Source organism: Rhizobium sp. No.120, from assembly GCF_054558365.1.
Map to the genome: position 1 here is coordinate 1 of NZ_BAAJNQ010000026.1, position 23,012 is coordinate 23,012.

21 protein-coding genes and 1 pseudogene are annotated in these 23,012 nt (G+C 56.5%); 14 read left to right on the plus strand and 8 right to left on the minus strand.

Going from position 1 to position 23,012, the window contains the following annotated elements; translation table 11 throughout:
* Together ACYJRZ_RS30710 and ACYJRZ_RS30715 are read left to right on the plus strand one after the other, a co-directional pair.
* The coding region (locus ACYJRZ_RS30710) for a mobile mystery protein B (RefSeq protein WP_459465131.1) at positions 1–302 on the plus strand (302 nt) is incomplete at its 5' end.
* Positions 303–533: 231 nt separating this feature from the next.
* Positions 534–1,547 (plus strand): IS110 family RNA-guided transposase, encoded by a 1,014-nt coding sequence (locus ACYJRZ_RS30715; RefSeq protein WP_459465133.1) that lies wholly within the window; start codon positions 534–536, stop codon positions 1,545–1,547.
* Positions 1,548–2,797: 1,250 nt separating this feature from the next.
* On the opposite strand, the gene ACYJRZ_RS30720 is transcribed toward ACYJRZ_RS30715, so the two are convergent.
* From ACYJRZ_RS30720 to ACYJRZ_RS30745, 6 genes and pseudogenes are all read right to left on the minus strand, one after another.
* Positions 2,798–3,097, minus strand: coding sequence for a DUF982 domain-containing protein (locus ACYJRZ_RS30720; RefSeq protein WP_459465135.1), 300 nt, complete (start codon positions 3,095–3,097; stop codon positions 2,798–2,800).
* Between the two features lie 70 nt (positions 3,098–3,167).
* Positions 3,168–3,644 carry an Hsp20 family protein gene (locus ACYJRZ_RS30725; protein WP_459465137.1) on the minus strand — a complete coding sequence of 159 codons (477 nt, stop codon included), beginning with the start codon at positions 3,642–3,644 and terminating at the stop codon, positions 3,168–3,170.
* A 118-nt stretch (positions 3,645–3,762) separates the two neighbouring features.
* Positions 3,763–3,981 (minus strand): annotated as a pseudogene (locus tag ACYJRZ_RS30730) (ATP dependent DNA ligase); the annotation flags it as partial.
* Between the two features lie 382 nt (positions 3,982–4,363).
* Positions 4,364–4,753, minus strand: coding sequence for a limonene-1,2-epoxide hydrolase family protein (locus ACYJRZ_RS30735; protein ID WP_459465139.1), 390 nt, complete (start codon positions 4,751–4,753; stop codon positions 4,364–4,366).
* Between the two features lie 22 nt (positions 4,754–4,775).
* A complete protein-coding gene (locus ACYJRZ_RS30740) occupies positions 4,776–5,378 on the minus strand; it encodes an NADPH-dependent F420 reductase (RefSeq protein ID WP_459465141.1) in 603 nt (200 codons plus the stop codon).
* Between the two features lie 38 nt (positions 5,379–5,416).
* Positions 5,417–6,175, minus strand: coding sequence for an SDR family oxidoreductase (locus ACYJRZ_RS30745; protein ID WP_459465143.1), 759 nt, complete (start codon positions 6,173–6,175; stop codon positions 5,417–5,419).
* Between the two features lie 107 nt (positions 6,176–6,282).
* On the opposite strand from ACYJRZ_RS30745, the gene ACYJRZ_RS30750 reads away from it, so the two are divergent.
* Positions 6,283–7,212 (plus strand): LysR family transcriptional regulator, encoded by a 930-nt coding sequence (locus ACYJRZ_RS30750; RefSeq protein WP_459465145.1) that lies wholly within the window; start codon positions 6,283–6,285, stop codon positions 7,210–7,212.
* A 316-nt stretch (positions 7,213–7,528) separates the two neighbouring features.
* Here the strand turns inward: ACYJRZ_RS30750 and ACYJRZ_RS30755 are convergent, their stop codons facing one another.
* Complete coding sequence (locus ACYJRZ_RS30755) at positions 7,529–8,446, minus strand: LysR family transcriptional regulator (protein WP_459465147.1); 918 nt, start codon at positions 8,444–8,446, stop codon at positions 7,529–7,531.
* Between the two features lie 125 nt (positions 8,447–8,571).
* Between ACYJRZ_RS30755 and ACYJRZ_RS30760 the strand changes: the two genes are divergently transcribed.
* Positions 8,572–9,108, plus strand: a complete 537-nt coding sequence (locus tag ACYJRZ_RS30760; protein WP_459465149.1) for a hypothetical protein — start codon at positions 8,572–8,574, stop codon at positions 9,106–9,108.
* 11 nt (positions 9,109–9,119) lie between these two features.
* The gene (locus ACYJRZ_RS30765; protein ID WP_459465151.1) at positions 9,120–10,103 is read left to right on the plus strand and encodes an NAD(P)H-quinone oxidoreductase; all 984 of its coding nucleotides are present in this window, start codon (positions 9,120–9,122) and stop codon (positions 10,101–10,103) included.
* A 201-nt stretch (positions 10,104–10,304) separates the two neighbouring features.
* On the opposite strand, the gene ACYJRZ_RS30770 is transcribed toward ACYJRZ_RS30765, so the two are convergent.
* Positions 10,305–11,453: a GGDEF domain-containing protein gene (locus ACYJRZ_RS30770; RefSeq protein WP_459465153.1), complete on the minus strand. Its 1,149-nt coding sequence runs from the start codon at positions 11,451–11,453 to the stop codon at positions 10,305–10,307.
* Between the two features lie 733 nt (positions 11,454–12,186).
* Between ACYJRZ_RS30770 and ACYJRZ_RS30775 the strand changes: the two genes are divergently transcribed.
* The 9 genes from ACYJRZ_RS30775 (at position 12,187) to ACYJRZ_RS30815 (ending at position 22,878) form a co-directional block, all read left to right on the plus strand.
* A complete protein-coding gene (locus ACYJRZ_RS30775; RefSeq protein ID WP_459465155.1) occupies positions 12,187–13,332 on the plus strand; it encodes an ABC transporter substrate-binding protein in 1,146 nt (381 codons plus the stop codon).
* A 131-nt stretch (positions 13,333–13,463) separates the two neighbouring features.
* Complete coding sequence (locus ACYJRZ_RS30780; RefSeq protein ID WP_459465170.1) at positions 13,464–14,288, plus strand: carbohydrate ABC transporter permease; 825 nt, start codon at positions 13,464–13,466, stop codon at positions 14,286–14,288.
* On the plus strand, positions 14,285–15,106 hold the full coding sequence (locus ACYJRZ_RS30785) for a carbohydrate ABC transporter permease (protein ID WP_459465157.1): 822 nt from the start codon (positions 14,285–14,287) through the stop codon (positions 15,104–15,106). The genes ACYJRZ_RS30780 and ACYJRZ_RS30785 overlap by 4 nt, the downstream gene beginning before the upstream one ends.
* Before the next feature lie 3 nt (positions 15,107–15,109).
* Positions 15,110–17,161 (plus strand): beta-galactosidase trimerization domain-containing protein, encoded by a 2,052-nt coding sequence (locus ACYJRZ_RS30790; protein ID WP_459465159.1) that lies wholly within the window; start codon positions 15,110–15,112, stop codon positions 17,159–17,161.
* Between the two features lie 140 nt (positions 17,162–17,301).
* Positions 17,302–18,336 carry a LacI family DNA-binding transcriptional regulator gene (locus tag ACYJRZ_RS30795; protein WP_459465161.1) on the plus strand — a complete coding sequence of 345 codons (1,035 nt, stop codon included), beginning with the start codon at positions 17,302–17,304 and terminating at the stop codon, positions 18,334–18,336.
* Positions 18,337–18,367: 31 nt separating this feature from the next.
* Positions 18,368–19,447 (plus strand): ABC transporter ATP-binding protein, encoded by a 1,080-nt coding sequence (locus ACYJRZ_RS30800; RefSeq protein ID WP_459465163.1) that lies wholly within the window; start codon positions 18,368–18,370, stop codon positions 19,445–19,447.
* Positions 19,448–19,454: 7 nt separating this feature from the next.
* Positions 19,455–21,701, plus strand: coding sequence for a glycoside hydrolase family 95 protein (locus ACYJRZ_RS30805; RefSeq protein ID WP_459465165.1), 2,247 nt, complete (start codon positions 19,455–19,457; stop codon positions 21,699–21,701).
* Positions 21,702–21,730: 29 nt separating this feature from the next.
* Positions 21,731–22,660, plus strand: coding sequence for an aldo/keto reductase (locus ACYJRZ_RS30810; protein WP_459465166.1), 930 nt, complete (start codon positions 21,731–21,733; stop codon positions 22,658–22,660).
* A gap of 77 nt (positions 22,661–22,737) precedes the next feature.
* Positions 22,738–22,878: a hypothetical protein gene (locus ACYJRZ_RS30815; protein ID WP_459465168.1), complete on the plus strand. Its 141-nt coding sequence runs from the start codon at positions 22,738–22,740 to the stop codon at positions 22,876–22,878.
* Positions 22,879–23,012: the final 134 nt, after the last annotated feature.

Sequence of the window (23,012 nt, forward strand, 5' to 3'; positions counted from 1 at the left end):
AGTGCAAATCAACATTATTGAGCGACACCCGTTACTGGATTGAACACAAGACCTTTCCACCGGATGAGATAGCAATCAGATTCCATCATCGCCTCGTCGCCATCCACCCGGTCCCGAACGGAAATGGACGGCAGGCACGTCTCGCAGCCGACCTACTGATCGAGCGGCTTGGCGGTGATCCTTTTACCTGGGGCGGCGGCAGTCTGGCCAATGTTGGCGAATTGCGTGCATGCTACGTCGCAGCACTACGCGCGGCGGACAATCACGACATCGCTCCGCTTCTGGAATTCGCACGCAGCTGACAGGCCCATCGCATGCACGACAAAGACGGTCGGTAGCCATATGGCGCCCAATTGGCGGCACTCCAAGGTTCTTGGCCCATTCCCGTTCGCGACATAGCAAGGATGGACGGGCGAGTCCCAATGCTCTTGATGTTGGAATGGACGGCCCCTGAACGGCATCGAAATGTGCCAGAATGAGCTGTTGAGATCTCAATCGGAGGGGCCGCCCATGACAAGATTATTCGTATTGGCATGGATACGTCAAAGCATGTCTTTCAGTTGCATGGCGTGAATGCCGAAGAGGAGTCGGTCTTGCGTGAAAAAATGCGACGCAAGGAGATGATCGACTTCTTCACGACCTTCCCGCCAACTTTGGTCGCGATCGAAGCCTGTGGTGGTTCGCATCATTGGGCGCGGCTGCTCGCCTCATTCGGGCATGAGGTAAAAATGATCGCACCACAACTTGCTAAGCCCTACGTCAAACGGAACAAGAACGACGCGGCCGATGCCGCAGGGCTCTGCGAGGCAATGAGTCGCCCAACGATGCGGTTTGTTCCGGTTAAGACAGTTGATGAGCAAGCAGCACTCATGCTGATCAGCGTCCGTACCCGTCTGATAGCTAACCGAACCCAACTCGCCAACGCAATCCGGGGTTACGCCAATGAATTCGGCATTTCTGCAGCTAAGGGGCTAGCACATATTCCGATGCTGCTCGAAAGGGTACAAGTTGAGAAAACTGTGCCAGAGCTCGCACAGGAATTGTTTATGAGCCAGGCCGAGGAATACGCTGAACTGGAGAAGAAGATTGCGGATGTTGAGGCCAAGGTAAAGGCATGGCAGCGTAACGACGAACGCAGCATACGTCTCAACACCATTCCCGGCATTGGACCAATCGGTTCGGCTCTTTTGATAATGAAGACTCCCGCTCCAGAACTCTTCAAATCTGGTCGCCAGTTCGCAGCTTGGATAGGGCTGACGCCGAAAGATCACTCGACCGGCGGCAAGCTGCGGCTCGGTGGTATCACGCGAGCCGGCGATGAAGCTCTGCGGGCCATCCTGGTGAATGGAGCAACCGCTGTCATTCATCACGCGCGGCGATCTGGCAAGGCTTCTCGATGGTTGGCGGAACTGCTTAAGCGCAAGCCGCCTAAACTGGCAGCTGTCGCACTCGCCAACAAGATGGCGCGCATAGCTTGGAAGCTCATGGTCTCTGAAGAGACGTACAGCGCGCAATCAGGACCGGCTTCGACGGGATGCGCCACATGAAGATTGGGAAGCAAGACCAGGGGTATCCTGATCTTCACCACGTGTTGGCAATACTACAACTTGCAAGATAATAGCAGATGGTGTGATCGATCGATCCGGGACACAGGATACCCCGAGAATCCCTTCGGCCCGTCAAGGCCGCCTTGATGTTTGGGACCGGTGTCGCGGAAACCATCTTGGCCAGCGTTCATGTGCGAATGCAACAAAAGGCCGGACATATGGCCGCAAGCGATCAGATCAAATTATTTCGAAATATCTTGCGAGTCGGGGGCCGTCCACATACGGGATCTGAACCAACGACGCCGCTATTTTTTGAGATGACGTGAGCGGACCAAAGCTTCGATTGGATGGCGCAATTGAGTTGGGCGGAATCTCAGCTGAGACGGCTCCTCACGCGAAACCCACATCAACAAATCCCCAGGCGCCACCGTGGCCTGCCGAGATCTTTTTCGAGCAACAGGCGCCCTGCTGGGAGACCAAAACGAAAAAGCCTGCCGCGGGAGGAGGCGGCAGGCTTTTCGAAAATAACCGAACAGCAACTGGGAGGAGGAGTGTTGCTGTTCCCGCAAACGCCCTTGGGAGGAGGAGGAGTAGGACGTCTGCATATCGAACCGACGCGGGAGGAGGTGCATCACTTCGATAGCTACATCCTACGAGTTCTCCTCGCCTATTAAATAGACTTTCCTGCAGCGCAGTTATGTCGAAAGCGCATACCAATCCCACTGGGCCAAGTCGGTCATCCAGAGGCGATAGCGCTCCTGTCCGACTCCATGGAATAAAACGATTGCCCTGGAGCCAGGTAAAGACGGATCTCGATCCGAAGCGGTGCACGATCCGCACCGCGCCAGCGCTGCTGGCAAAGACGAGCGCCTGGCAGGACTATTGCGAAGGGCAGCGATCGCTGCAGCAGGCGACTAAACGGCTGGTCAAGTCAATGAAGCAGGCCGCCTGGACGCGGCATCCGTCAGGTACGTATCGCCGGTCAAGTTCTTCGAGGGCAGCCCAAACCTCGTCGATCAAAACTAGCTCCGGTGTTCCAGGCACCTGGCGCAAGGCTGGTTTTGAATCAACCGCATAAAAATCCGATGCCCAGGCGGCGAGGATTGTCCGCCTTTCATCGACGCACAGAGACGGCGCTCTGACTACATCCATTGGCCCTGCGAAGCTGCATATCCTGAAGCAGAACCATTGGTCCCATCGCCACGGCGTTGCTGGCCGCCTGCTGCAACATCTCGTGCATGTCGGCCTCCTTAGCGAACGTGGGGATCTTTGTCCCGCCGGCGACGGGAGGCGGCAATCACGCTGGTTTCCGGTGCCAGCAGATCGTGTTTCTCAGCAAAGGCAGCGAAGAGACCACGGGCTGTCTCCGCCTCAATCTCGCCTCGTAGCGCGGCACTGCATGCCTTAAGCGCCATCGAATAAGCCGTGTCGCGCATCGATGCTGGCCATTCCGCAAGATGCCGGTAGGCGTCCATAACCGTCCGGACCTCAGCCGGAAAGCCGAGGCCGACAAGTATGGTCACAGGTTCTCTGAACATATCGGGTTTCACGACGCTCTCCTTTCCAACCCGCGATGTTGATGGGCGCCGCCACGCCGGCGCCCATTCTCCACAGTCTCGATCAGGCAGCCTTCTGCGCTTCGATCTGCGCCGGCGCGACCTTTTGTGAAAGAGCCGGGTTTGTCTGGATATCGATTTTCCGCGGCTTCAAGGCTTCCGGGATCTCACGCACCAAGTCGATCGACAGGAGACCGTTCTGCAGGTCGGCGCCGTTCACCCGGACATGGTCGGCGAGCTCGAAGCGGTGCTCGAACGGCCGGCCGGCAATGCCGCGATGCAGGTAGCCCTCGGCGGAAGCTTCCTGCTTCTTGCCAGTGACCGTCAGAAGGTTGGACTGGAACGTGACGTCAAGATCATCCTGGGCAAAGCCTGCGACCGCGATCGAGATGCGGTAGCTGTCATCGCCAGTCTTGACGATGTCATAAGGCGGCCAGTCGCTGATCGAACGGGCGCGCTGGGCACTTTCGAGAAGATTGAACACCCGGTCGAAGCCGACAGTGGAGCGAAAGAGGGGTGCGTAGTCATAAGATGTTGCCATAGCCATATCCTCCTTGAAGCAACATGGGTACGGAAGCGCCGAAAGCGGCGCTCCCAGCAAGTCCAGCCCTGTCTTCAGCGGCTGGCGCCAATCGATTTGGTTTTTAAGAATTTCGGATTCAAGAACCGGCCAAAAAAATTTTAGGCTTGTTTGACCGGTCGTCGAGTTCATGAACAGCCGCGATGTCTTGGATCTCACGCAACCCTTTGTAGGATGCATGCCGGAGATTGCCGTCGTCGGTCCAGCCGCAGAATTTGATCTCAGCGATCGGCGTCGGCTGCGCGAAGACGTAGTTCTTGGCCTTTAGTGGAACGACCGGATTCCGTGTCTTGAGCTTTCGAGCGTCCCGAAGCGCGCACGAGCATTGCAAGCGATAGAATGAACGTCGCACTGGCGGGACGAACAGGAGCAGATCGATGGAAGGTTTACATGCTGATGACGTACGATACTCCGATCGATGAGGCTGTTGCTGGGGAGCTAACTGAAAGACCATTATCTTAAATCAGATGATGTGGGGTGCCGCGCGGGCTCTCGTGAACCGTATTGCTGGATGTGAGCGTGCGGGCTATCGGAGGAAAGAGCGTAATGCGAGCCGGTAGAGCAAGACAGTCTACTGTAATCCACTGGCCCTCCAGCCGACTTCCTTCCCTTCGCCTTCCGTTTCTTCAGCGGCTCACTGCACCATGCAATCCACAACACATGGCACGCATTGCCGGTTCTCACCTCTGCAGAGCTGCCAATTGCCTTTCGAAGTCGGCAGGATCGAAGTAGTCCCGCCAGACGGTGATGATTCCATTTTCGATGGTGAGCGTGCCCATGACCGGCAGCCTGACCGTGCCGCCGCTCACATGCCTGAAGATATCGACCCGTTCGTTCAACACCACATTGCCTGATGCTGCGATGTGGGTCACCGCCCAGTCGATAGTGAAAGACGTTCCGATACCGAAATCACGATGGAACTTGCGGACATTGTCCCGGCCGACGATGTCCGGGAACGGCACATTGTCGTAGAGAACATCGTCGGCAAGCATTGCCAGTGCCTCGTCGATGCGGTTGCCAGTCCAATGATCGAAGAAGGTCTTCGCGATCGAGATCGGATCATTTGTCATCGCTTTGTCTCCAGCACGGTGCTCAGGCGAACTTGACGAAATTAATCGCTGGCAGTGCGCCGCCGGGGAACTGGGCGAGCTTGCCGCCGATCGAGATCGGGCCAAGGTCGATGCCGGCAAAGCCGAGCCTGCCGATCAGCGCCGCCACCTCCGCCTTGGCCGCCGCATCATCGCCGGAATAGAACAGAACACGGTCTCCGCCTTCCGCATGGGGATCGGCCTCGACGAGAGCGGCGGACAGATGATTGAAGGCCTTCACCACGCGCGCGCCCGGCACGAGACCCATCACAATGTCCGTCGACAGTCGCCCGTTCAGTTCCGCCGGCTTGAACAGCGGTGCTTCGATCGGGTTGTTAGCGTCGATGACGATCCGACCATTCCAAGCTGGCAACCCGGAAAGGGCCGTCGGAAGCTTCGACCAAGGCACGGCAATCAGCACAATGTCCGCCTGCGCCGCTGCTTCAATCGTTCCGGCCGTAATATGCGGCGTCAGCGCGTTCACTAAGCCGGACAGGCTTTCCGGGCCACGGCTGTTGGCGATCGTCGCCGCAATGCCATTGCGTGCCAGGGCTCTTGCGAAGGCTGCGCCGATATTTCCGGCGCCGATGATGCCGATACTTGTCATTGTCGTTCTCCTTTTGAGTTCTGGTGTTGTGGAAAGATTCAGGCGGACTGGCCGCCATCGACATTGAGCGTGGCGCCGGTGATATAGCCGGCGTCCGGGCCGGTGAGGAAAGCGACCGCCGCCGCGATGTCCTCCGGCTGGCCATAGCGACCGAGCGCGGCAAGGCTCTTCAGCGTTTCCGCGAACGGCCCGTCTTCGGGGTTCATGTCCGTGTTGATGGCACCGGGCTGAATGACATTGACGGTGATGCCGCGTGGCCCGAGATCGCGCGCCCAGCCTCGCGTATAGGCGGCGACCGCAGCCTTGGTTGCGACATAGTCGGCAGCGCCGGCAAAGGGGATGTGGACGGCGCCGGTCGTGCCGATCGAGATAATGCGGCCACCATCCTGCATAAGGGGCACGGCAGCACGGACCGCAGAAACGACGCCCTTCACATTGATATCGATCTGGCGATCGAAGGCAGCGAGATCCGCGTTTGCATCGCCAACCGGTCCAGTGACGAAAACGCCGGCCGAATTGACCAGAATGTCGAGACGGCCAAGGGTTTCATGCACGTTTCTGACCAGGGATGCGACCTCGCTCGGAACGGCCTGATCCGCCTTGAGAGCAAGCGCCTTGCCGCCAGCTGCCTCGATGTCTCTCACCAGTTTTTCGGCGCGATCGGCAGACTCTGCATAGCTGAAGGCGATGTCAGCACCGTCTTGAGCAAGGCGCCTGACGATGGCTGCACCGATACCGCGCGAGCCGCCGGTGACGAGCGCGACTTTGCCTGCGAGAGGTTTTGCTGTGTTGGACATTGAAGTTCACTCCATTGCTGTCGATGGAGTGAAGATGGCTTAATCATTACTTCTTGATTAGCCAGGAATGCGCGATATTCATTTCAAGCAAAGCTTGAAGGAATGCCATGGACAGCCTCTCCAACCTGCAGTCGTTTGTAAGGAGCGCCGAACTCGGTGGCTTCTCGGCCGCCGCGCGACATCTCGGCCTCACGCCCGCCGCGGTCAGCCGGAATGTCGCGGCGCTGGAGGCGACGCTTGGCACGCGTCTTTTTCAGCGCAGTACGCGTAGCCTCACGCTGACAGAGGCCGGGGAACGGCTTCTGCTTTCGGTGCGGGACAGTCTGGAAAATCTTCAGACGGCGATGGCGGAGGCGTCCGGCGACAGCCACCAGCCGTCCGGTGTCCTCAAGATCAGCATGGGGCCGACCTTTGGCATCGCCTACATTCTGCCGATGCTGCCCGAGTTCATGGCGCGCTACCCGCTGATCCGTCCCGAGTGGATGTTCGAGAATCGGGCCGTCGATCTGGTCGCTGAAGGCTACGACGCCGCGATCGGCGGCGGCTTCGATCTCACTCCGGGCACTGTGTCGCGCACGCTGGCGCCGGCGCATCTCATCGCAGTTGCCTCCCCTGCCTATATGCACGGCCGGCCAGCACCGGTCGATCCCACCGGGCTGGCCGATCTCGATGGCATCGTCATGCGGTCGTTACGCACCGGCCGCATCACCCAGCGCCAGATGTGCAATGTCGATGGGCTTGAGCAGCCGGTCGCCCTGAAGCAGACGCTGGTGGTCAACGACCCGGCGGCCATGCGTGGGGCAGCCCTGCTCGGACTTGGCGTCACCATGATCGCCAAGCCGGACGCACTGCCCTATCTGGAGCGGAGAGAACTCCTCCGGCTCCTACCCGGCTGGTGGGTCGATGCGGGCCCCATCTCGATCTATTATGCCAACCGAACTCTGCTGCCTTCGAAGACCCGCGTATTCGTCGATTTTGTTGCCGAGGTGTTCCAGCGGGAGAGATATCCCGAACGGTTCGCTGCAAGCCTGGGATGAGCGACGGGTAAATCATGTCCGCTCTTGAACGGAAGCGGATCGGCGAACTGCGCCGCGATAAGCCAAAAGATTAACCGCCGGTGAGTTTCGCCAAACAGCACGGTCCCAAAGGAACAAAGAGCTTTCGCAGGAGGAGAGAGGTCGGAGCGGTGTACAGAGCCGCGGCGCACGATCCTGTCCACCGGAGAGCGGATCTACAGCATCCAGCCTCCGTCGATCGTCAGGCTCGATCCGGTCATGAAGGACGTGTCGGGACCGACAAGATAGGACACCATTGAAATCTTACACTAAATTGGGCTTAGCCGGTTAATCGGCATCATGACCAGATGGGCGGCGACCCGATAAAAGCTTTGAGCCTCTCCGTGAACACTCGAACCTTCGCCGAGGGCTCATGGAGCGCGCGCAGGAGGTGGATGCCCGGAGGCTTGCCGTTCCACGCCTCGTCGTCCAGCGGAATGCGGATCAGTTCGCCTGCCTTGATTGACGGTCCTGACACCCAGGCCGGAAGAAGGGCGATCCCCATTCCAGCGATCGCTGCACTGTTCAATGCCTCGAAGTCGTCCGAGCGGAAGGCGACGCAGTCGCAGACCTTATCGCTGGCTGGGCTGCCCAGCAGATCCGACCAGCCCAGCAGATCATTGCCATGAAGCTTGTCGAGCAGTCTGTGTCTTCTCAGGTCTTCTGATGACTGTGGCATCCCCAAGCGCTCGAGATAGACCGGGCTCGCGGTCAAGACCCGCGTTAGAGGCGCGATCTTTGTGGCGATCAGCGAGCTGTCTTGAAGCTCCCCCATGCGGATGACCAGATCGAGTCTTTCGGCCACGGGATCCGCGAGGCGCTCCGTCAGATCGAGTTCCACGCTAAGAGCTGGATATTCGGACATCAACGGACCCAGGATCGGAATGACGTATCGTTTGCCGAACGTCGGGAAACAGGCGATCCGCAATGTGCCACCGACCGCACCGTCGAACGCGGCTACTTCGGCATGGGTGTCGGCCAGGTCATCGAGCAGACGCTGGGCACGGTCATAGAGATGCCGGCCCGCATCGGTCATGGAAAGGGCCCGAGTGGAACGAACTAGCAGTGGAACGCCAAGATCCTGCTCGAGTGCATCGATCTGGCGAACGATCGCCGAAGGGGTTACCGCACGCCGACGGGACGCAGCTGAAAAGCTCCCGGAGCGGACAACCTCGACATACACGGCCAGATGTTCGGCAAAGCGTGGATCTCTCATCTTTGCCTACAGCGCAAAACGGTTTCGAGCATTGAGGTCGTTATCACCAAAGAACATCCGGAGCACATTCCTTCTCGTCAACAGGGCGCTTGTCTAGCCCATCACTCAACAGAAGGAAGTCCCCCATGGTCAAGGTTCTCGAAACAATTCTCTCGCAGTCGGCATATTCAGCCGAGATCGATGTCCCCTTCGAAAAGATCGATATCGTCGATTGGCTCTTCACGCTGCCGGAAGCTGAATATCTGCGCTGCTGCGCACCGGATCATATCGCAGCCGGCATCACGTGGACGGATGATGGGCGCCGCATGTCGATCAACGTCGAGCAGATCGGCTCCGGGCTGGTCGTCCAGCACTATGTCGCCGAGGTTGCCGAGGCTGCCTATTGCCGCATGAACTCCATCTCGGATGTGTTCACAGCGAACGGCCGCACCCAGGTCAACGTGGTTTGGGAACTGATCGCCGAGAAGATTGACGAAAACCGGACGCGCTATACCAATCGGGTGACCGCGCATCCGACGGATGCCTTCATGACCTTTTTGGAAGAGCACGGCGTCACTTACGAGGACGCAGCCGCCGCCCGCCAGGCGGCCGGTGGCGATCACAATCGACGCGAAACGCCGCTCTTCGCCGCAAGCATCGCACGCCGTGCTCTCGCCAAGTGAGGAAAAGACCAATGAAAGCGATCATCTTCGATGACTTTGGCGGGCCGGATGTGCTCCGGCTTGCCGAGGTTCCCTATCCCGAGCTCCGGCCGACCGACATCCTCGTGAAGGTCATGGCGTCTGGCGTCAATCGGGCTGACCTCCTTCAGCGCGAAGGTCATTATGGCTCGCGCGCCTTTGGAGACAGTCCTATCCTCGGCCTCGAGGTCGCCGGGGAGGTCATCGCTGTCGGCGAGGCCGTCTCCGAGTTTTCCGTCGGCGACCGTGTCATGTCGATCGTCGGCGGCGGAGCCTATGCGGAAGTCGCCAGAGCAGACAGTGGCCTGTCTGTCCACATACCAGCCGGTATGTTCTATGTAGAAGCGGCGGCGGTCATGGAAAGCTTCGTTACCGCCTACGAAGCTCTGTGCCATCTCGGCCAGATACGGCCAGAAGAGAGCGTGCTGGTCCATGCCGCTGCCGGTGGGATCGGATCCGCTGTGGTCCAGCTTGCGGTGGCGATGGGAGCCAGAGTGTTCGCAACTGCCTCCGACAGCAATATCGCCAAGGTTCGTTCTCTTGGCGCCGAAGCTGTGTGGGATTACCGCCGGCAGGATTTCGAGGCGGAGATCATCGATGCAACCGGATCCTGCGGCGCCGATTTAGTCATCGACTTCGTTGGCGGAAGCTATTTGGCCCGCAATATCCGCAGCCTTGCTGAAGGCGGGCGCCTGGTGCAGGTCGGGCTGCTGGGCCGGGACGACAACGCGATCATTCCGCTCGACACGGTGCTCTACAGGCACCTGAGGGTGATCGGGACTGTTATGAAGTCCCGCGCCATTGAGGAAAAGCGCGCCATGGTTCGGCGTTTTGCGGTGAACGCGCTACCGATGTTCGGTGACGGACGGCTTCGACCACTCGTCGGGGAAGTCTTTCCACTTGATAGAGTCGCAGACGCCCATCGTCGCATGGAAGCAGGTGGTGGGTTTGGGAAGGTGGTTCTTGAGGCGGGATGAACGGCGGGTAAGGGGTGAGCTCTTGATAAGGAATCGAACCGCTGTTTTCGTGTCGCATCCAATATTATCAATGGCTTAGGCATCCGATCCGGCATAGTCGGATTTATGGAACTTTATATGGATCGCGCCGCATACAGGTGAACCAGAGCCCGCGATCATTTTCAGGATATCTCGTTCCTTGCGTCGAACTGAACGTGAATTTCATACCCAAGCCTGTTCACGGTCAGCGTCACACACCCGATTTCGCCCACGAGCTTTCGCCAGGTACAGTGCTCGGTCGGCTTCGCGACAAAGATCCGAGAGGGTATCCCCTTGATGACCTGCTCTCGCAATGCCGACGCTTGTGGTCACCGTGAGGTCGGCGCCGATGGTCGGAAAGCGAAGGTCTGCCACTGTTTTGCGGATCCGCTCCGCATGGAGTACGGCATCTCCCACGCTTGCCGGAAGGAAAACGACAAACTCTTCCCCACCTTGGCGTGCGAATAAAGCCGATGCCGGCAAGATCGACTCTACCGCCCGGGCCATCATCGAAAGAACTTGATCCCCGATGGCGTGTCCGAAACGATCGTTCAACTGTTTGAAGTGATCTATATCCAGAAACAGAACGGCGTCGCCCTGCTGTGGCTCGCTTGGTGCTTTCGCATTAAATGAGCGACGATTATAGAGCCCTGTCAGAGGGTCGCGATCAGCCAGATTTTTAATCGCGACGTGCTGGCGCTCGTTTATGAAAATCACGATTGCAATGGCAAGCACAAACTTGGACAGGATCATCAGAGAAAAGCCGTCGACCACACCCAGTAGTGGGAAAGTGTGAAAGGAGAACTCCGTTCCCATGATCAATGAGAGCATGCTGGAAGCCGCAAGTATTCCGGCAACCAGTTTACGGATCGGTAGCGGCTCGTGAGACGCGTCGCGGTACACGATCCCTGCCGCCGCAGCCATGGTCAAACAACCAAGTAATGTAAAGGTTGCTGCCCGGTAGGTATTGTTCAGATGAAAATCCGTTATCAGTCCCGCCACCAAAGTCCCAACTGCTGGCACGAATATAAGCCATAGATTGAACGTGCGGGCCGGATTGCTGATGAGAACGAATGCCAAGCTCAAAAGACAGTATCCCAACACGGCCAATGCGATGTTGATGAGGCTGAGAGCCCCATAAAGCGCCGGATAAAGTTCTGCATATCCTGCCAACGTCGCGCCCGCCGCAAGCACTAAGAAGCTTGCCGCGAGAAGCCCGACCCCTCGGCTCTCGGTAGAGGTTAGCCGCAAATAGCTTAAGGTCATAGCACCCGCTATATAGGACGTCTTCTGCAGGAAGAGGACAGTCGGGAGGTCCAGTTGAGTAGCCATTCAACACCAAAGGTTATTCGTCGACGCTCCCGTATCCGCTATTGTTAAATCTTTTGCGAATACCGACCGCTATTTGGAATTTTCTTCTACAATTTGCGAACGTGACAGACTTTTGCTTCAACGAAGAGCATGAGGTCCTCGCATTCAAACACTCCCATCCTCGGATACTTGCAGTTCGCAGCCGTGATAACATATCGGCTGCGCTATTGTAGTTTTGGCGATGCCGCGCAATCTGCCTTTAATTGCATATCGCAAATGGAGATATCTGGTGGCGAAACGCTGAGCTAGGCGACAGAGATTCTCATATCCGGTGTCTTGGCGCACCACGCGACCTTCAACGGATCGCTATTCCCGAATTGTCGAAGAGATGAACTGTTTGCAGATTGGGCCCTACCTTGATCTTGGAGCCTGCGGTCGCGGTTAGCCGTCCCGTACGACCATCCACGTAATCGATCTTTACCTGCCGTCCGATAAAAGTCCTTCCGACACCCTTGCTAACTCCAGCAAAGATGATAACGTTTCAACTAAATTAGTCGATACAGCTCTATGTTAACATTTGGGAGGATGTGACATGACTGCAAGTGGACGAATTTTGCCTCGCGTCAGGCGCCGTACTTTTCTCGCTGGCGTTGGAGGGTTAGCCCTATCGGCCGTGACGCGGGCTAGCCAGGCTGCCGAGGAGATCAGTGGAGACCTTTCCATACTTAACTGGGCGGGCGGTACGGAGCTTGAAATGCTCCATACGCTTCAGAAGGCTTTTCTGTCGAAATATCCGAAAGTTACAATTCGGGAAGTCAATGTAACTGGACAGGGTGACATGCGCCCCGGAATGCGCACGGCTCTCATGGGTGGCGAAAAGGTCGATCTTTTCGTCAACACCTGGCCCGCGTTTCGAAAGGAACTGGCGGATGCTGGTATTCTGCGGCCGATTGACGATCAGTGGAAGGCATTCGCCTGGGATAAGCGGCTGGCGTCTTCATGGCGCGATCTCGGCTCTCTCAATAACGTAACCTATGGCCTTACCTACACGTTCGGCGACAGATCCGGCATCTGGTTCAAGAAGGATCATTTGACCAAGGCCGGCATTACCGATTTGCCCAAAACGTGGGAAGATTTTTTGGCTGTCATGCCGAAGCTTCAAACTGCCGGCTTTACCGCGCCAATTGCTATTCCGGGCAAGTACTGGGCGCATACCGAGTGGTTTGAAACATTGCTTTTGCGGACGGCCGGGGCCGAAACATCCGCCAAGCTCGCTGCCCACCAGATCCCTTGGACGGATCCGATGGTCAAAACCGCTTTGCAAAAATACGCATCCATCATCTCGGCCGGCTTCTGCGGCCAGGCTGCCGATATGCTTGCAACCGAGTGGGATGCCGCATCCGACCAAGTCTTCCAGGCAAACGCCAAAAATTTCATCCTGATCGGTATGTGGCTCAATGCCCGCGCAAAGGACGATTACAAACTCATCGAAGGCAAGGACTATAGCCTGTTTCAATTCCCTTCACTTGGCATGGGACATGACGATACGTCGAGCGTGGATTCGAAGGAATTTGTGGTTACCGCCAACGGAGACAATCCAAAAGCAGCAGACGCGTTTCTTGATTTCTGCACGACCGCTGACGCTGCAAACATCATCGCCAAGGCGGGCCTCGCCTCGCCCAGTAGCGAAGTTGACCCATCCCTTTACGGCGACGTCCAAAAGGTTGCAACTGCTGCCGTCGCGAGCTCGAAGGTGCAGTTCGTTCTCGGCGATTTGCTTCCCGGCGATCTGGTTGATGAATATCGCGTCCAACTGCAGAAGTTTCTGCAGGATCCTTCTGACGCTTCCATCGACAAGGTTCTCGCCGCTATCGAAGAGAAAGCCAAGGCATCCTATTGATGAAAAATGCTTTCTCACTCTCTGATGGAGGGCCGGAAAGGATCACCCAAGCCAATCCGTCGGCATTGATTTTCAAGCGTCGATGGAGGCTTGGCGATGGTCCGGCGGCCGCCTTGCTTCTCGCACCGGCAATGCTGCTGTTCGCGGTCGCAACCATATATCCCTTGCTTGAGACCATCCGGATCAGTTTTTGGGACATCCAGGGGCTGCGCAAGCCATCGTTTGCCGGGCTCGGAAACTACATTCTTTTGTTCCATGATGCTGGCTTTCGCAACACGATTCTGACGACGCTATTTTTTACTGCTGGAGTGACACTGATCTCCGTTGGCGTTGGCTGGGTCTTGGCGATGCTTTGTGCCTTGGCACCCAAGCAGACGCTAGTCTTCAGGATGATGTTCTTTGCCGCCTTCGGCATTTCTGAAACGGTGTCCGGTTACATGTGGACCGGCATATTCCGGTCGGACCAGGGTGGTCTTTCGAACTCCTTCATCCAGTTTTTCGGATTTCCCAATTTCGCCTTTGCGTGGTTGGGGAACCCAAACACGGCATTATGGGCCTTGATTATAGCCTCGTCGTGGAGCGGCGTCGGCCTTCCGTTAATGCTTATTTTTGCCGCTATCCAGTCTATTCCGAAATCCGTACTTGAAGCAGCCTATATGGACGGCGCAAAGCCACTGTCGACAATGCGCTTCATCATGGCGCCCTTGTCATTGCCGGGAGTTCGTGTTGCGGTCTTCATCAATCTTCTGACGGCGTTGCGTGCATTCGACATCATTTATGTGATGACCAATGGCGGGCCTGCTCGCGCCACCGAAACGGTGGGGTATTTCATTTATCGCGAGTCTATGACCCAATTCAAACTAGGCTATGGGGCAGCAGCAACGATCGTTCTTCTTGTTGCGTTCCTGATCGTATCCGCGCCTGCCATCATTCGACGTACGGCAGGTGCAAAATGACCTATAAGGCGCCGCTTTGGGCTGTTATTCTGGTTGGAGCAATTGCCTGCATCTGGATGGTGCCCATTGCCGGCATTATCATGACGTCAATACGTCCGCCTGAAGGAACGACGCTCGGTTGGTGGCGTATGGATCACTTCGACCTGACGCTGGATGCATGGCGGAAAGTCTGGAGCAAATATCCGCTCGCCCCAGCATTCTGGGTTACGGTCAAGACTGCTGGCCTTGCCACGCTCATGACGATGCTGCTGACACCTGCCGCAGCATACGCCTTTCATTTCCTGCAGTTTCCCTTTCGACGACTGATGCTTGTCGTGATCATAAATGCCTTCGTCCTCCCGCAGCAGGTGGTGATCATCCCGCTTTTCCGGCTCTGGCGGGACTTGGGCTTGATCGACAACATCTTGTCGGTTCTCATCCCCTATGTCGGTTTGTCATTCGCGTGGTCCATCTATCTAGTCAAGAGCTTCTTCGAGGACTTTCCAAAGGAGCTCGTCGAAGCTTCAAAAATCGACGGCTGCGGTCCAGTCGATACGTTTCGCTTCGTCGTATTGCCAAATAGTGTCTCTCCCGTTTTTGCTGTCGGAATATTGCAGTTTCTCTGGACATGGAACGCGCTTCTTCTTCCGATGCTGTTCATGCGTACTGAGATCCCTTTGCCAGTGCTTCTGGCCCGAATCTCGAGCAGCTATGAGATGAACTGGGACATGCGTTCGGTCGCCGCAATCATCACGGCAGCGGTCCCCCTTCTCGTTTTCATGATCTTTCAACGCCAATTTGCTGCGGGATCGCAAACGCGATCGGGAGCAAAGGAGTAGTGTATGTCGACTGCCAAAGCCAAACCCATGCGGTTCCGCCAGATCCATCTCGATTTCCATACATCGGAGCACATCGATCGTATCGGCAGCGATTTTGATCCCGAAATCTTCGTTTCGACGCTGAAGGCGGCGAATGTGGATTCAATCACGATCTTTGCAAAATGCCACCATGGCTGGTCCTATTATCCCACCAAGGTCGGTCAGCCGCATCCGAAACTCGCGCGCCCTGATCTTATGGGCGACATGGTCAACGCGTTGACTGCCGCTGATATTGAGTGCCCGATCTATATCTCGGTACAGTGGGACGAATTGATGGCGCGCGAGCATCCCGAATGGCGGGTCCTAAGCGCTACCAACCGCTTCCACCGTGATCTCCACGACGACCCTTCATCGGCCAAACAGCTGAGCCCCGCCTGGCATACCCTCTGCCTCAATCACGAAGGGTTGCGCCGGTACATCCTGGACCAAGCTCGCGAAGTTGCCAGCAACTACAAAACCCAAGGCTTGTTCTTCGATATCATCCTGACGCCAGATTGCGTCTGCCCAGCATGCCTGGAGCGCATGAGGCTCAACGGCCTCAATCCGCTCGATCCGGCGGACCGATTGAAGAATGACGAGGCTGTGAACGAGCAGTTCAGGCGGGAAACCAGCGCTGCATTGTTTGCCGAATTTCCGGAACTGCGGGTATTTTACAATTGCGGCCATATACACAAGCAGGGGCCGGAGCGCTTTTCAACCTACACGCATCTGGAGTTAGAAAGCCTGCCCACCGGCGGCTGGGGTTACGATCATTTCCCGTCGTCGGCTCGCTATGCGGCTACATTGGGCCTGGACATCGTTTCCCACACCGGCAAATTCCACACTTCCTGGGGCGAATTCGGCGGTTTCAAGCATCCGGATGCTCTCGAATATGAGTGTGCACAGATGGTGGCACTCGGCTCGAAATGCCTGATCGGCGATCAGTTGCATCCGAGTGGAGCGATCAATCCCGACACCTATGCCTCCGTTGCACCTGCCTATGCGCGAATAAAAAAGCTGGAGCCATATCTGGTTGACGCAAGGCAAATCTCTGAAGTCGCCATTTTGTCCGCGGAGCATATGAATCCACACGGAGGCAGAAACGACCCCAGCGACGACGGTGCCGTGCAGATATTGCAGGAACTGAAATGGACTTTCGACGTCATTGATCTTTCAGCCCGCTTTGAAGACTACCGGCTCTTGATCCTGCCCGACACGATCACTGTCAATGCTGCATTGGCTGGAAGACTCAAGACCTATCTCGAAAGTGGCGGTAAATTGATTGCGTCATGGCATTCCGGCCTGGCTGAGGATGGACGTTTCGCGGTCGACTTCGGGATTGAGCGTGAAGACCGCACAGTAGACTTCATGCCGAGCTACATGAAGGCATCGAAGACCCTCGATCCCTCCATGCCCGAGACCGCATTCGTGTGCTATGAAACGGCAGATGTCATCAAATCCCGAGGCGCCGAGGTGCTGGCAAGCATCTACCCGTCCTACTTTAACAGGAATTTTGCGCATTTCTGCTCGCACCAGCACGCGCCAGACGATCCGGCAGCCGATCCACTTGGCATTGCGGTAAGCGTGCACGAGGGCGCCGCCTATATAGCTTACCCAATTTTCAGACTATATCGTGCAGTCGGACAACCCTTGTACAAATATGTCGTGCGAGGGTTACTCCAAAAACTCATACCAGACCCAGCCATCAAAACCGATCTGCCCTCTTCAGGACGCGCCTCATTAACGCGACAGCCGGACACACGGCGCCATATCCTGCATCTCCTTTACGGCCCCCCGCAGATCCGCGGTAAGGAAATCCGCACCGAAGAAGGCGGCTTCCGGGTTATGGAAATGATCGAAGACATTCCCGCAATTGGTCCGGTATCAGCCAAGGTACGCCTGCCTTCGCCGCCAGCTCGGGTTTTCGATGCTCTAACGGGAAAGGATATAGACTGGACACAAGACCTCGATGGGGCAATCGGCGTCACCTTGCCGCGACTTCATATTCATAGCGCGGTTGTGTTCGAGAGTGCGTAACTGCCGCTGGCCATATAAGGGCGGCCTTGCCTCGCGGCTTCAGCTGCTATCTGGCATGACTGCAAGAGGATTCCTGGGCTATAGCACGCATCACGGCAGCAAGGGCTGTCTCGGTATGGATTGTGTGAAGGTGGCTAGGGATGGATGAAACGGAAAACAAAGAGGTAAAGCGGCGCAACCCAACAATCGTCGATGTTGCGCGCGCTGCGGACGTCGCCGTTGGTACAGTCTCGCGCTACCTGAACGGGCTACCGATCCGCAGAGTCAATAGGGATCAGATCGAACACGCGATCCATCAACTCGGTTACAAGCGGAATGCCGCTGCCGCATCGATCCGGACGGACTTGACTCATATTATCGGGTTTCTGGTGCCCAACTTCGACGAATTCCATGCACAGATGCTGCAGCATCTGAGCAATTCGGTACGCCGCACCGGCAGGGCGGTGCTCAGTTATTGTCACGGTGGCGATCCGCGCGTCATTGCCGAAGCATTGGATATTTTTGCCGCACAACGTGTCGACGCGATCATCATGGATGGCACGGCCGAGGTTTATGACCGCGTTGATGAGCTTCTCGCTCAGAATATTCCGATCATTTTCTACAACAACGATCTGCGTGGCTTGGCTGCCGATCGGGTGATGGTTGACAATCATAAAGCCAGCCATCGGATTGTAAGCCACCTCATTGATCTCGGCCATGAGCGCATTGGCGCGATTATGGGCGATCTCGCCAATTCCTCGGCGATCGAACGGCTTTCCGGCTACGAGAAGGCCCTGAATGATCGGGGCCTTGAAATCGACCCCACGCTGAAGGTCAAGGGGAACTGGACCATGGACGGCGGCTATCAGGCCACGACGCGTCTCATGGCTCTTGAGAAACCTCCAACAGCCCTTTTCTGCGCTAACTATGGTATGGCAATCGGGGCGATGAGTTGGCTCAAGGAAAATGGCCTTCATGTCCCGGAGGATATGTCCCTCGTCAGTTACGACGACGTCCCGGTTTTCCGGCTGTACGAGGCCGGAATTACGGCTGTCGCGCAACCGATTGACGCAATTGCTGAAACAATCACGGACATTTTGCTGGAGCGCCTGGGCGAGCCGTCGAACCGGATTACCCGCAGCGTGACTTTGGAATGCGACATTATCTTGCGAGGTTCGACGCGACGGGTTTCCTGAGCGCCGAACCTTGCAGCTAGAGGAGGAAGCATTGGCGAGGCTCGAACTACGCGACATAGGCAAGTGCTACGGCGCTTTTCAAGCAATCGAGAGGCTTAATCTGGCGGTGGAAGACGGTTCCTTCACCGTGTTCGTCGGACCCTCGGGCTGCGGGAAATCGACCCTTCTGCGGATGGTCGCGGGATTGGAGAAGATCACCAGTGGCGAACTGCGTATTGGCGAACGGATGGTAAATGAAGCCGATCCGATCGAGCGTGGTGTCGCAATGGTCTTTCAGAACTATGCGCTTTATCCCCACATGACGGTGGAACAGAATATCGGCTTTTCACTACGGCTTGCGGGCATGAACAAGGCGGAGATCGCTAGCCGCGTCAAAGATGTCGCGCAGACGCTTCAAGTTGAAAGCTTGCTGAAGCGTAAGCCGGCGCAGCTATCCGGCGGCCAGCGGCAACGGGTTGCCATCGGCCGGGCAATTGTGCGCAATCCGGATGTGTTTCTGTTCGATGAGCCGCTTTCCAATCTCGATGCGGAGTTGCGGGTATCGATGCGCGTGGAGATTGCCAAGCTGCACCGGCGCCTGGGCGCAACCATGATATATGTCACGCATGACCAGACGGAAGCGATGACACTGGCTGACAAGATCGTGGTTATGCGAGCCGGCAATATCGAGCAGGCCGGCACGCCGCAGGAACTTTATTCCGATCCCGACAATCTCTTTGTCGCTGGGTTCATCGGCTCGCCCCGAATGAACTTTCTCGATGGAATCATAGAAGATAACGGACTTGTTCGTCTCACCTGTGGAGAGAGGTTTCAGTCTGATCTCGGTAGAGTGGCGACGGGCCAGCCCGTCAAGATTGGGATCCGTCCGGAACATTTCTTTGCCGACGCGTCAGATATTGAACTCGATGTCACGATCGATGTCGTCGAGAACCTTGGTGGCACTCGCTTCATATATGGCCAGCTGTCAAGCGGCGAAAACGTGGTTGTCGAGGATAGATCCGAACGTGTTCTGCGGCAGGGAGAAGCCTTGAGGTTCGGCGTGCCACGACGACGTGCCTTACTGTTTGCCCCCGATGGACAACGCCTGCGCAACTCCAATAGCCGGGGCTAATACGACCATGACCGAGATGCGACTTTGGTATGAATCACCAGCGGAAATCTGGACCGATGCCCTTCCTCTTGGGAACGGCCGTCTCGGTGCCATGATATTTGGAGGCGTAAAGCACGAACGGATCCAAATCAATGAGGATACGTTCTGGTCGGGTGGTCCCTATCAGCCCGTCAATCCAAAGGCCCTCGAATATCTTGAACCTGTACGGCAGGCCATTTTTGGTGGCCGCTATTCTCAAGCGGAAGATTTGGCGGCAGCCCATCTCATGGCGAGGCCGATCAAGCAGATGTCCTATCAACCGATCGGAAATCTGCTAGTGGCATTCAAGCACGGTTCACCCCCAACGGATTATCGCCGAACGCTCGATATCGATGCCGCGATTGCATCATGCGAATATGATGTAGACGGTATCAGGTTCCACCGCGAAGCCTTTATCGAAAGCCAAGGCGGTGTTCTTGTCCTCAAGATTTCTGCAAATAAAGCAGCGGCACTGGCCTTACAAGTCAGTGTAAGCAGCCCACAGGCTGGGCTCACCTGGTCGGGAGATGCGGGGCGCATTGATCTTCGTGGTCACGGCAAATCGGAACATGGTATTGCCGCTGCGCTCGGCTTTTCGTTGGGGGTTCGCGTAATTGCGTCAAGCGGCACCGTAAATCTCCAGGATGGCGAGATCCGTGTCGATGACGCCGATGAAGTGATGATTCTTTTGGATGCGGGAACAAACTTCAAGCGTTTCGACGATGTCTCCGGAGATCCTCTTCCAGTTATTGAGGCAAGACTGGATAAAGCCGCAGCGAGAACCTTTGAGGACCTGCGTGATAGCCATATCGCAGAACATCGCAGGCTTTTCAGAGCGTTCACAATCGATCTCGGCACTTCCGAAGCTTCATTGAAGCAGACAGATCGGCGTATCGAACATTTCGTACACGGTAACGATCCTGGGCTTGCTGCCCTCTATGTTCAATATAGTCGTTATCTGATGATTTCATCCTCCAGGCCAGGCACGCAGCCTGCGAACCTGCAGGGAATATGGAATGCAGAGACCGACCCTCCCTGGGGCAGCAAATATACGGCAAACATTAACCTGCAGATGAATTATTGGCTCCCCGCCCCCGCCAATCTCATTGAATGCATGGAACCGCTTGTCGAGCTGGCGGAAGATCTGGCCGTAACTGGTCGGAAAACGGCAAAGGTGCACTACAATGCGGATGGCTGGGTGCTGCATCACAATACCGATCTATGGCGGGCGACTGCGCCAATAGATGGTCCTCAATGGGGGCTTTGGCCCATGGGCGGTGTGTGGCTGATGGTGCAACTCCTCGATACTTGCGATTATCTCGATGACGCCGAAACCATGCTGAAGCGGCTTTATCCACTAGCGCGGGATGCTGCGCATTTCATCTTTGACATTCTGGTGCCGCTGCCCGGAACCGATTATCTGGTGACCAATCCCTCGCTTTCGCCGGAAAATATCCATCCCGGCGGCGCTTCGATCTGTGCGGGGCCCGCGATGGACAATCAGATCCTTCGCGATTTTTTCACTCTCTTGCGTCCGATAGCGATAGGCGCGGAAGATGAGGACCTACTTGCGTCTATAGACGACACCCTGCCGAGACTCGTACCGGATCGCATCGGTGCCTCCGGGCAGTTACAGGAATGGCTGGACGACTGGGATATGCAAGCCCCCGAGATGGATCATCGACACGTGTCGCATCTCTATGGTGTCTATCCCAGTTGGCAGATTAATCTGACCGATACGCCGGAGCTTGCTACCGCCGCTAAGCGGTCACTTGAAATCAGAGGTGACGAGGCCACTGGGTGGGGAATCGGCTGGAGACTGAACCTCTGGGCCCGCCTGCAGAAGGGTGAGCACGCTTACGAGGTATTGAAGCTGCTCTTAAGCCCGGAACGCAGTTACAAGAACCTCTTCGACGCCCATCCGCCGTTTCAGATTGACGGGAATTTTGGGGGCGCGGCCGGCATTCTCGAAATGATCGTCCAATCGAGCCCGTTTGAACTGCACCTTCTTCCCGCTTTGCCTTCCACCTGGCCTCAAGGAAAGGTCAAAGGCCTGCGCGTTCGCGGCGGAACCGTTCTCGATCTCGAATGGAGGGATTGCGTTCCCGTGGGCATCACTCTTTCGGCACGGCGCGCCAATCGTTTGAGCCTCCACTTTGAAACCTTGCGGCAAGAGATTGATCTTCACGCCGGCGAGGCGCGCCAACTGATCTACGATGGATCAATGTTCGTCTGAAACGAGCGGCAAATGAGGAGGGAAGCGCCATGAAACAGATGGAATTCGGCGTGTCAGAACGCCTTGTTTCGAGTGTCGTTCTCGGATTGATGCGCATAACATCCCTGGAAGCGAGCGAAATCCGTGCCCTCTACGACACCGCGCGCAACGTCGGGATCGATGTTTTCGACCACGCAGATATCTATGGGAATGAGAAGCACCAGTGCGAAGCGCTTTTCAGCGATGCGGTCCGTCTTAGTTCAACCGAACGCTCGGAGATTTTCCTGCAGAGCAAGGTGGGCATTCGAAAAGGCTTTTTCGACTTTTCAAAACAACATATCCTCACGACTGTCGATGAGTCTCTAACCGCTTTAAGGACGGAGTATCTCGATCTCCTCCTATTGCATCGTCCCGATGCTCTGATGGAGCCTGAAGAGGTCGCCGAAGCCTTCGATCAACTCGAATTGACCGGTAAGGTTCACCATTTCGGCGTTTCCAACCATGTGCCTGGGCAGATCGAACTTTTGAAGACGGCAGTCCGCCAACCGCTGGAAGCCAACCAGATCCAGCTTAGCATTGCGCATGCGCCGACGATCGCATTCGGCCTTGCGGCAAACATGGCCAATCATACTCAATCGGTGGATCGAGATGATGGCATTATCAATTATGCCCGGCTGAATAGAATGACCCTGCAGGCTTGGTCGCCTTTCCAGAAGGACTTTTTTGGCGGCGCCTTCGTGGAGGATTGGCAAACCTTTGGGAAACTCAACCAGGAAATCGATCGGATTGCAGAACACTATGAGGTCCCCCGCGTAGCGATCCCGCTCGCCTGGATCGCTCGACATCCTGGAAATATACAGACCGTGCTTGGCACCACCAATATTGAACGCGTCAAAGCCGCCGCTAAGGGAGCCGATATCAAATTAAGTCGCGAGGAGTGGTATGGGCTGCTGACCGCATCCGGCTACGCGCTGCCCTGATCTGGGGCTAATGCTAGGGCGACCATGCCGCGCGTGAAAACGAATTCCCCATCCCCGAGATATCTCGCGATCGTTATATGGCCGGTTTCTGCAGCGTCTCCGATGCTGTCGATCATTCCGCCATGACGCGTAGGCTCTGGAGCGACGATCAGCCGGACAATCGGCAGACTCTTATTGAGCCGCTGGTCGCCTATGCCGTCCAGGGCGTCTGTGCCTAATCCTGGAAGGGTCAGTTGAAACCGGGCTTCGTCGCCGACTTTATCACCTGGGATCACGATCACGCCATTGATTCCGATGAAATGGCAATGTCGCGACACACTTCGTGATCTGAAGTGTCGTTTGACCGTTTATA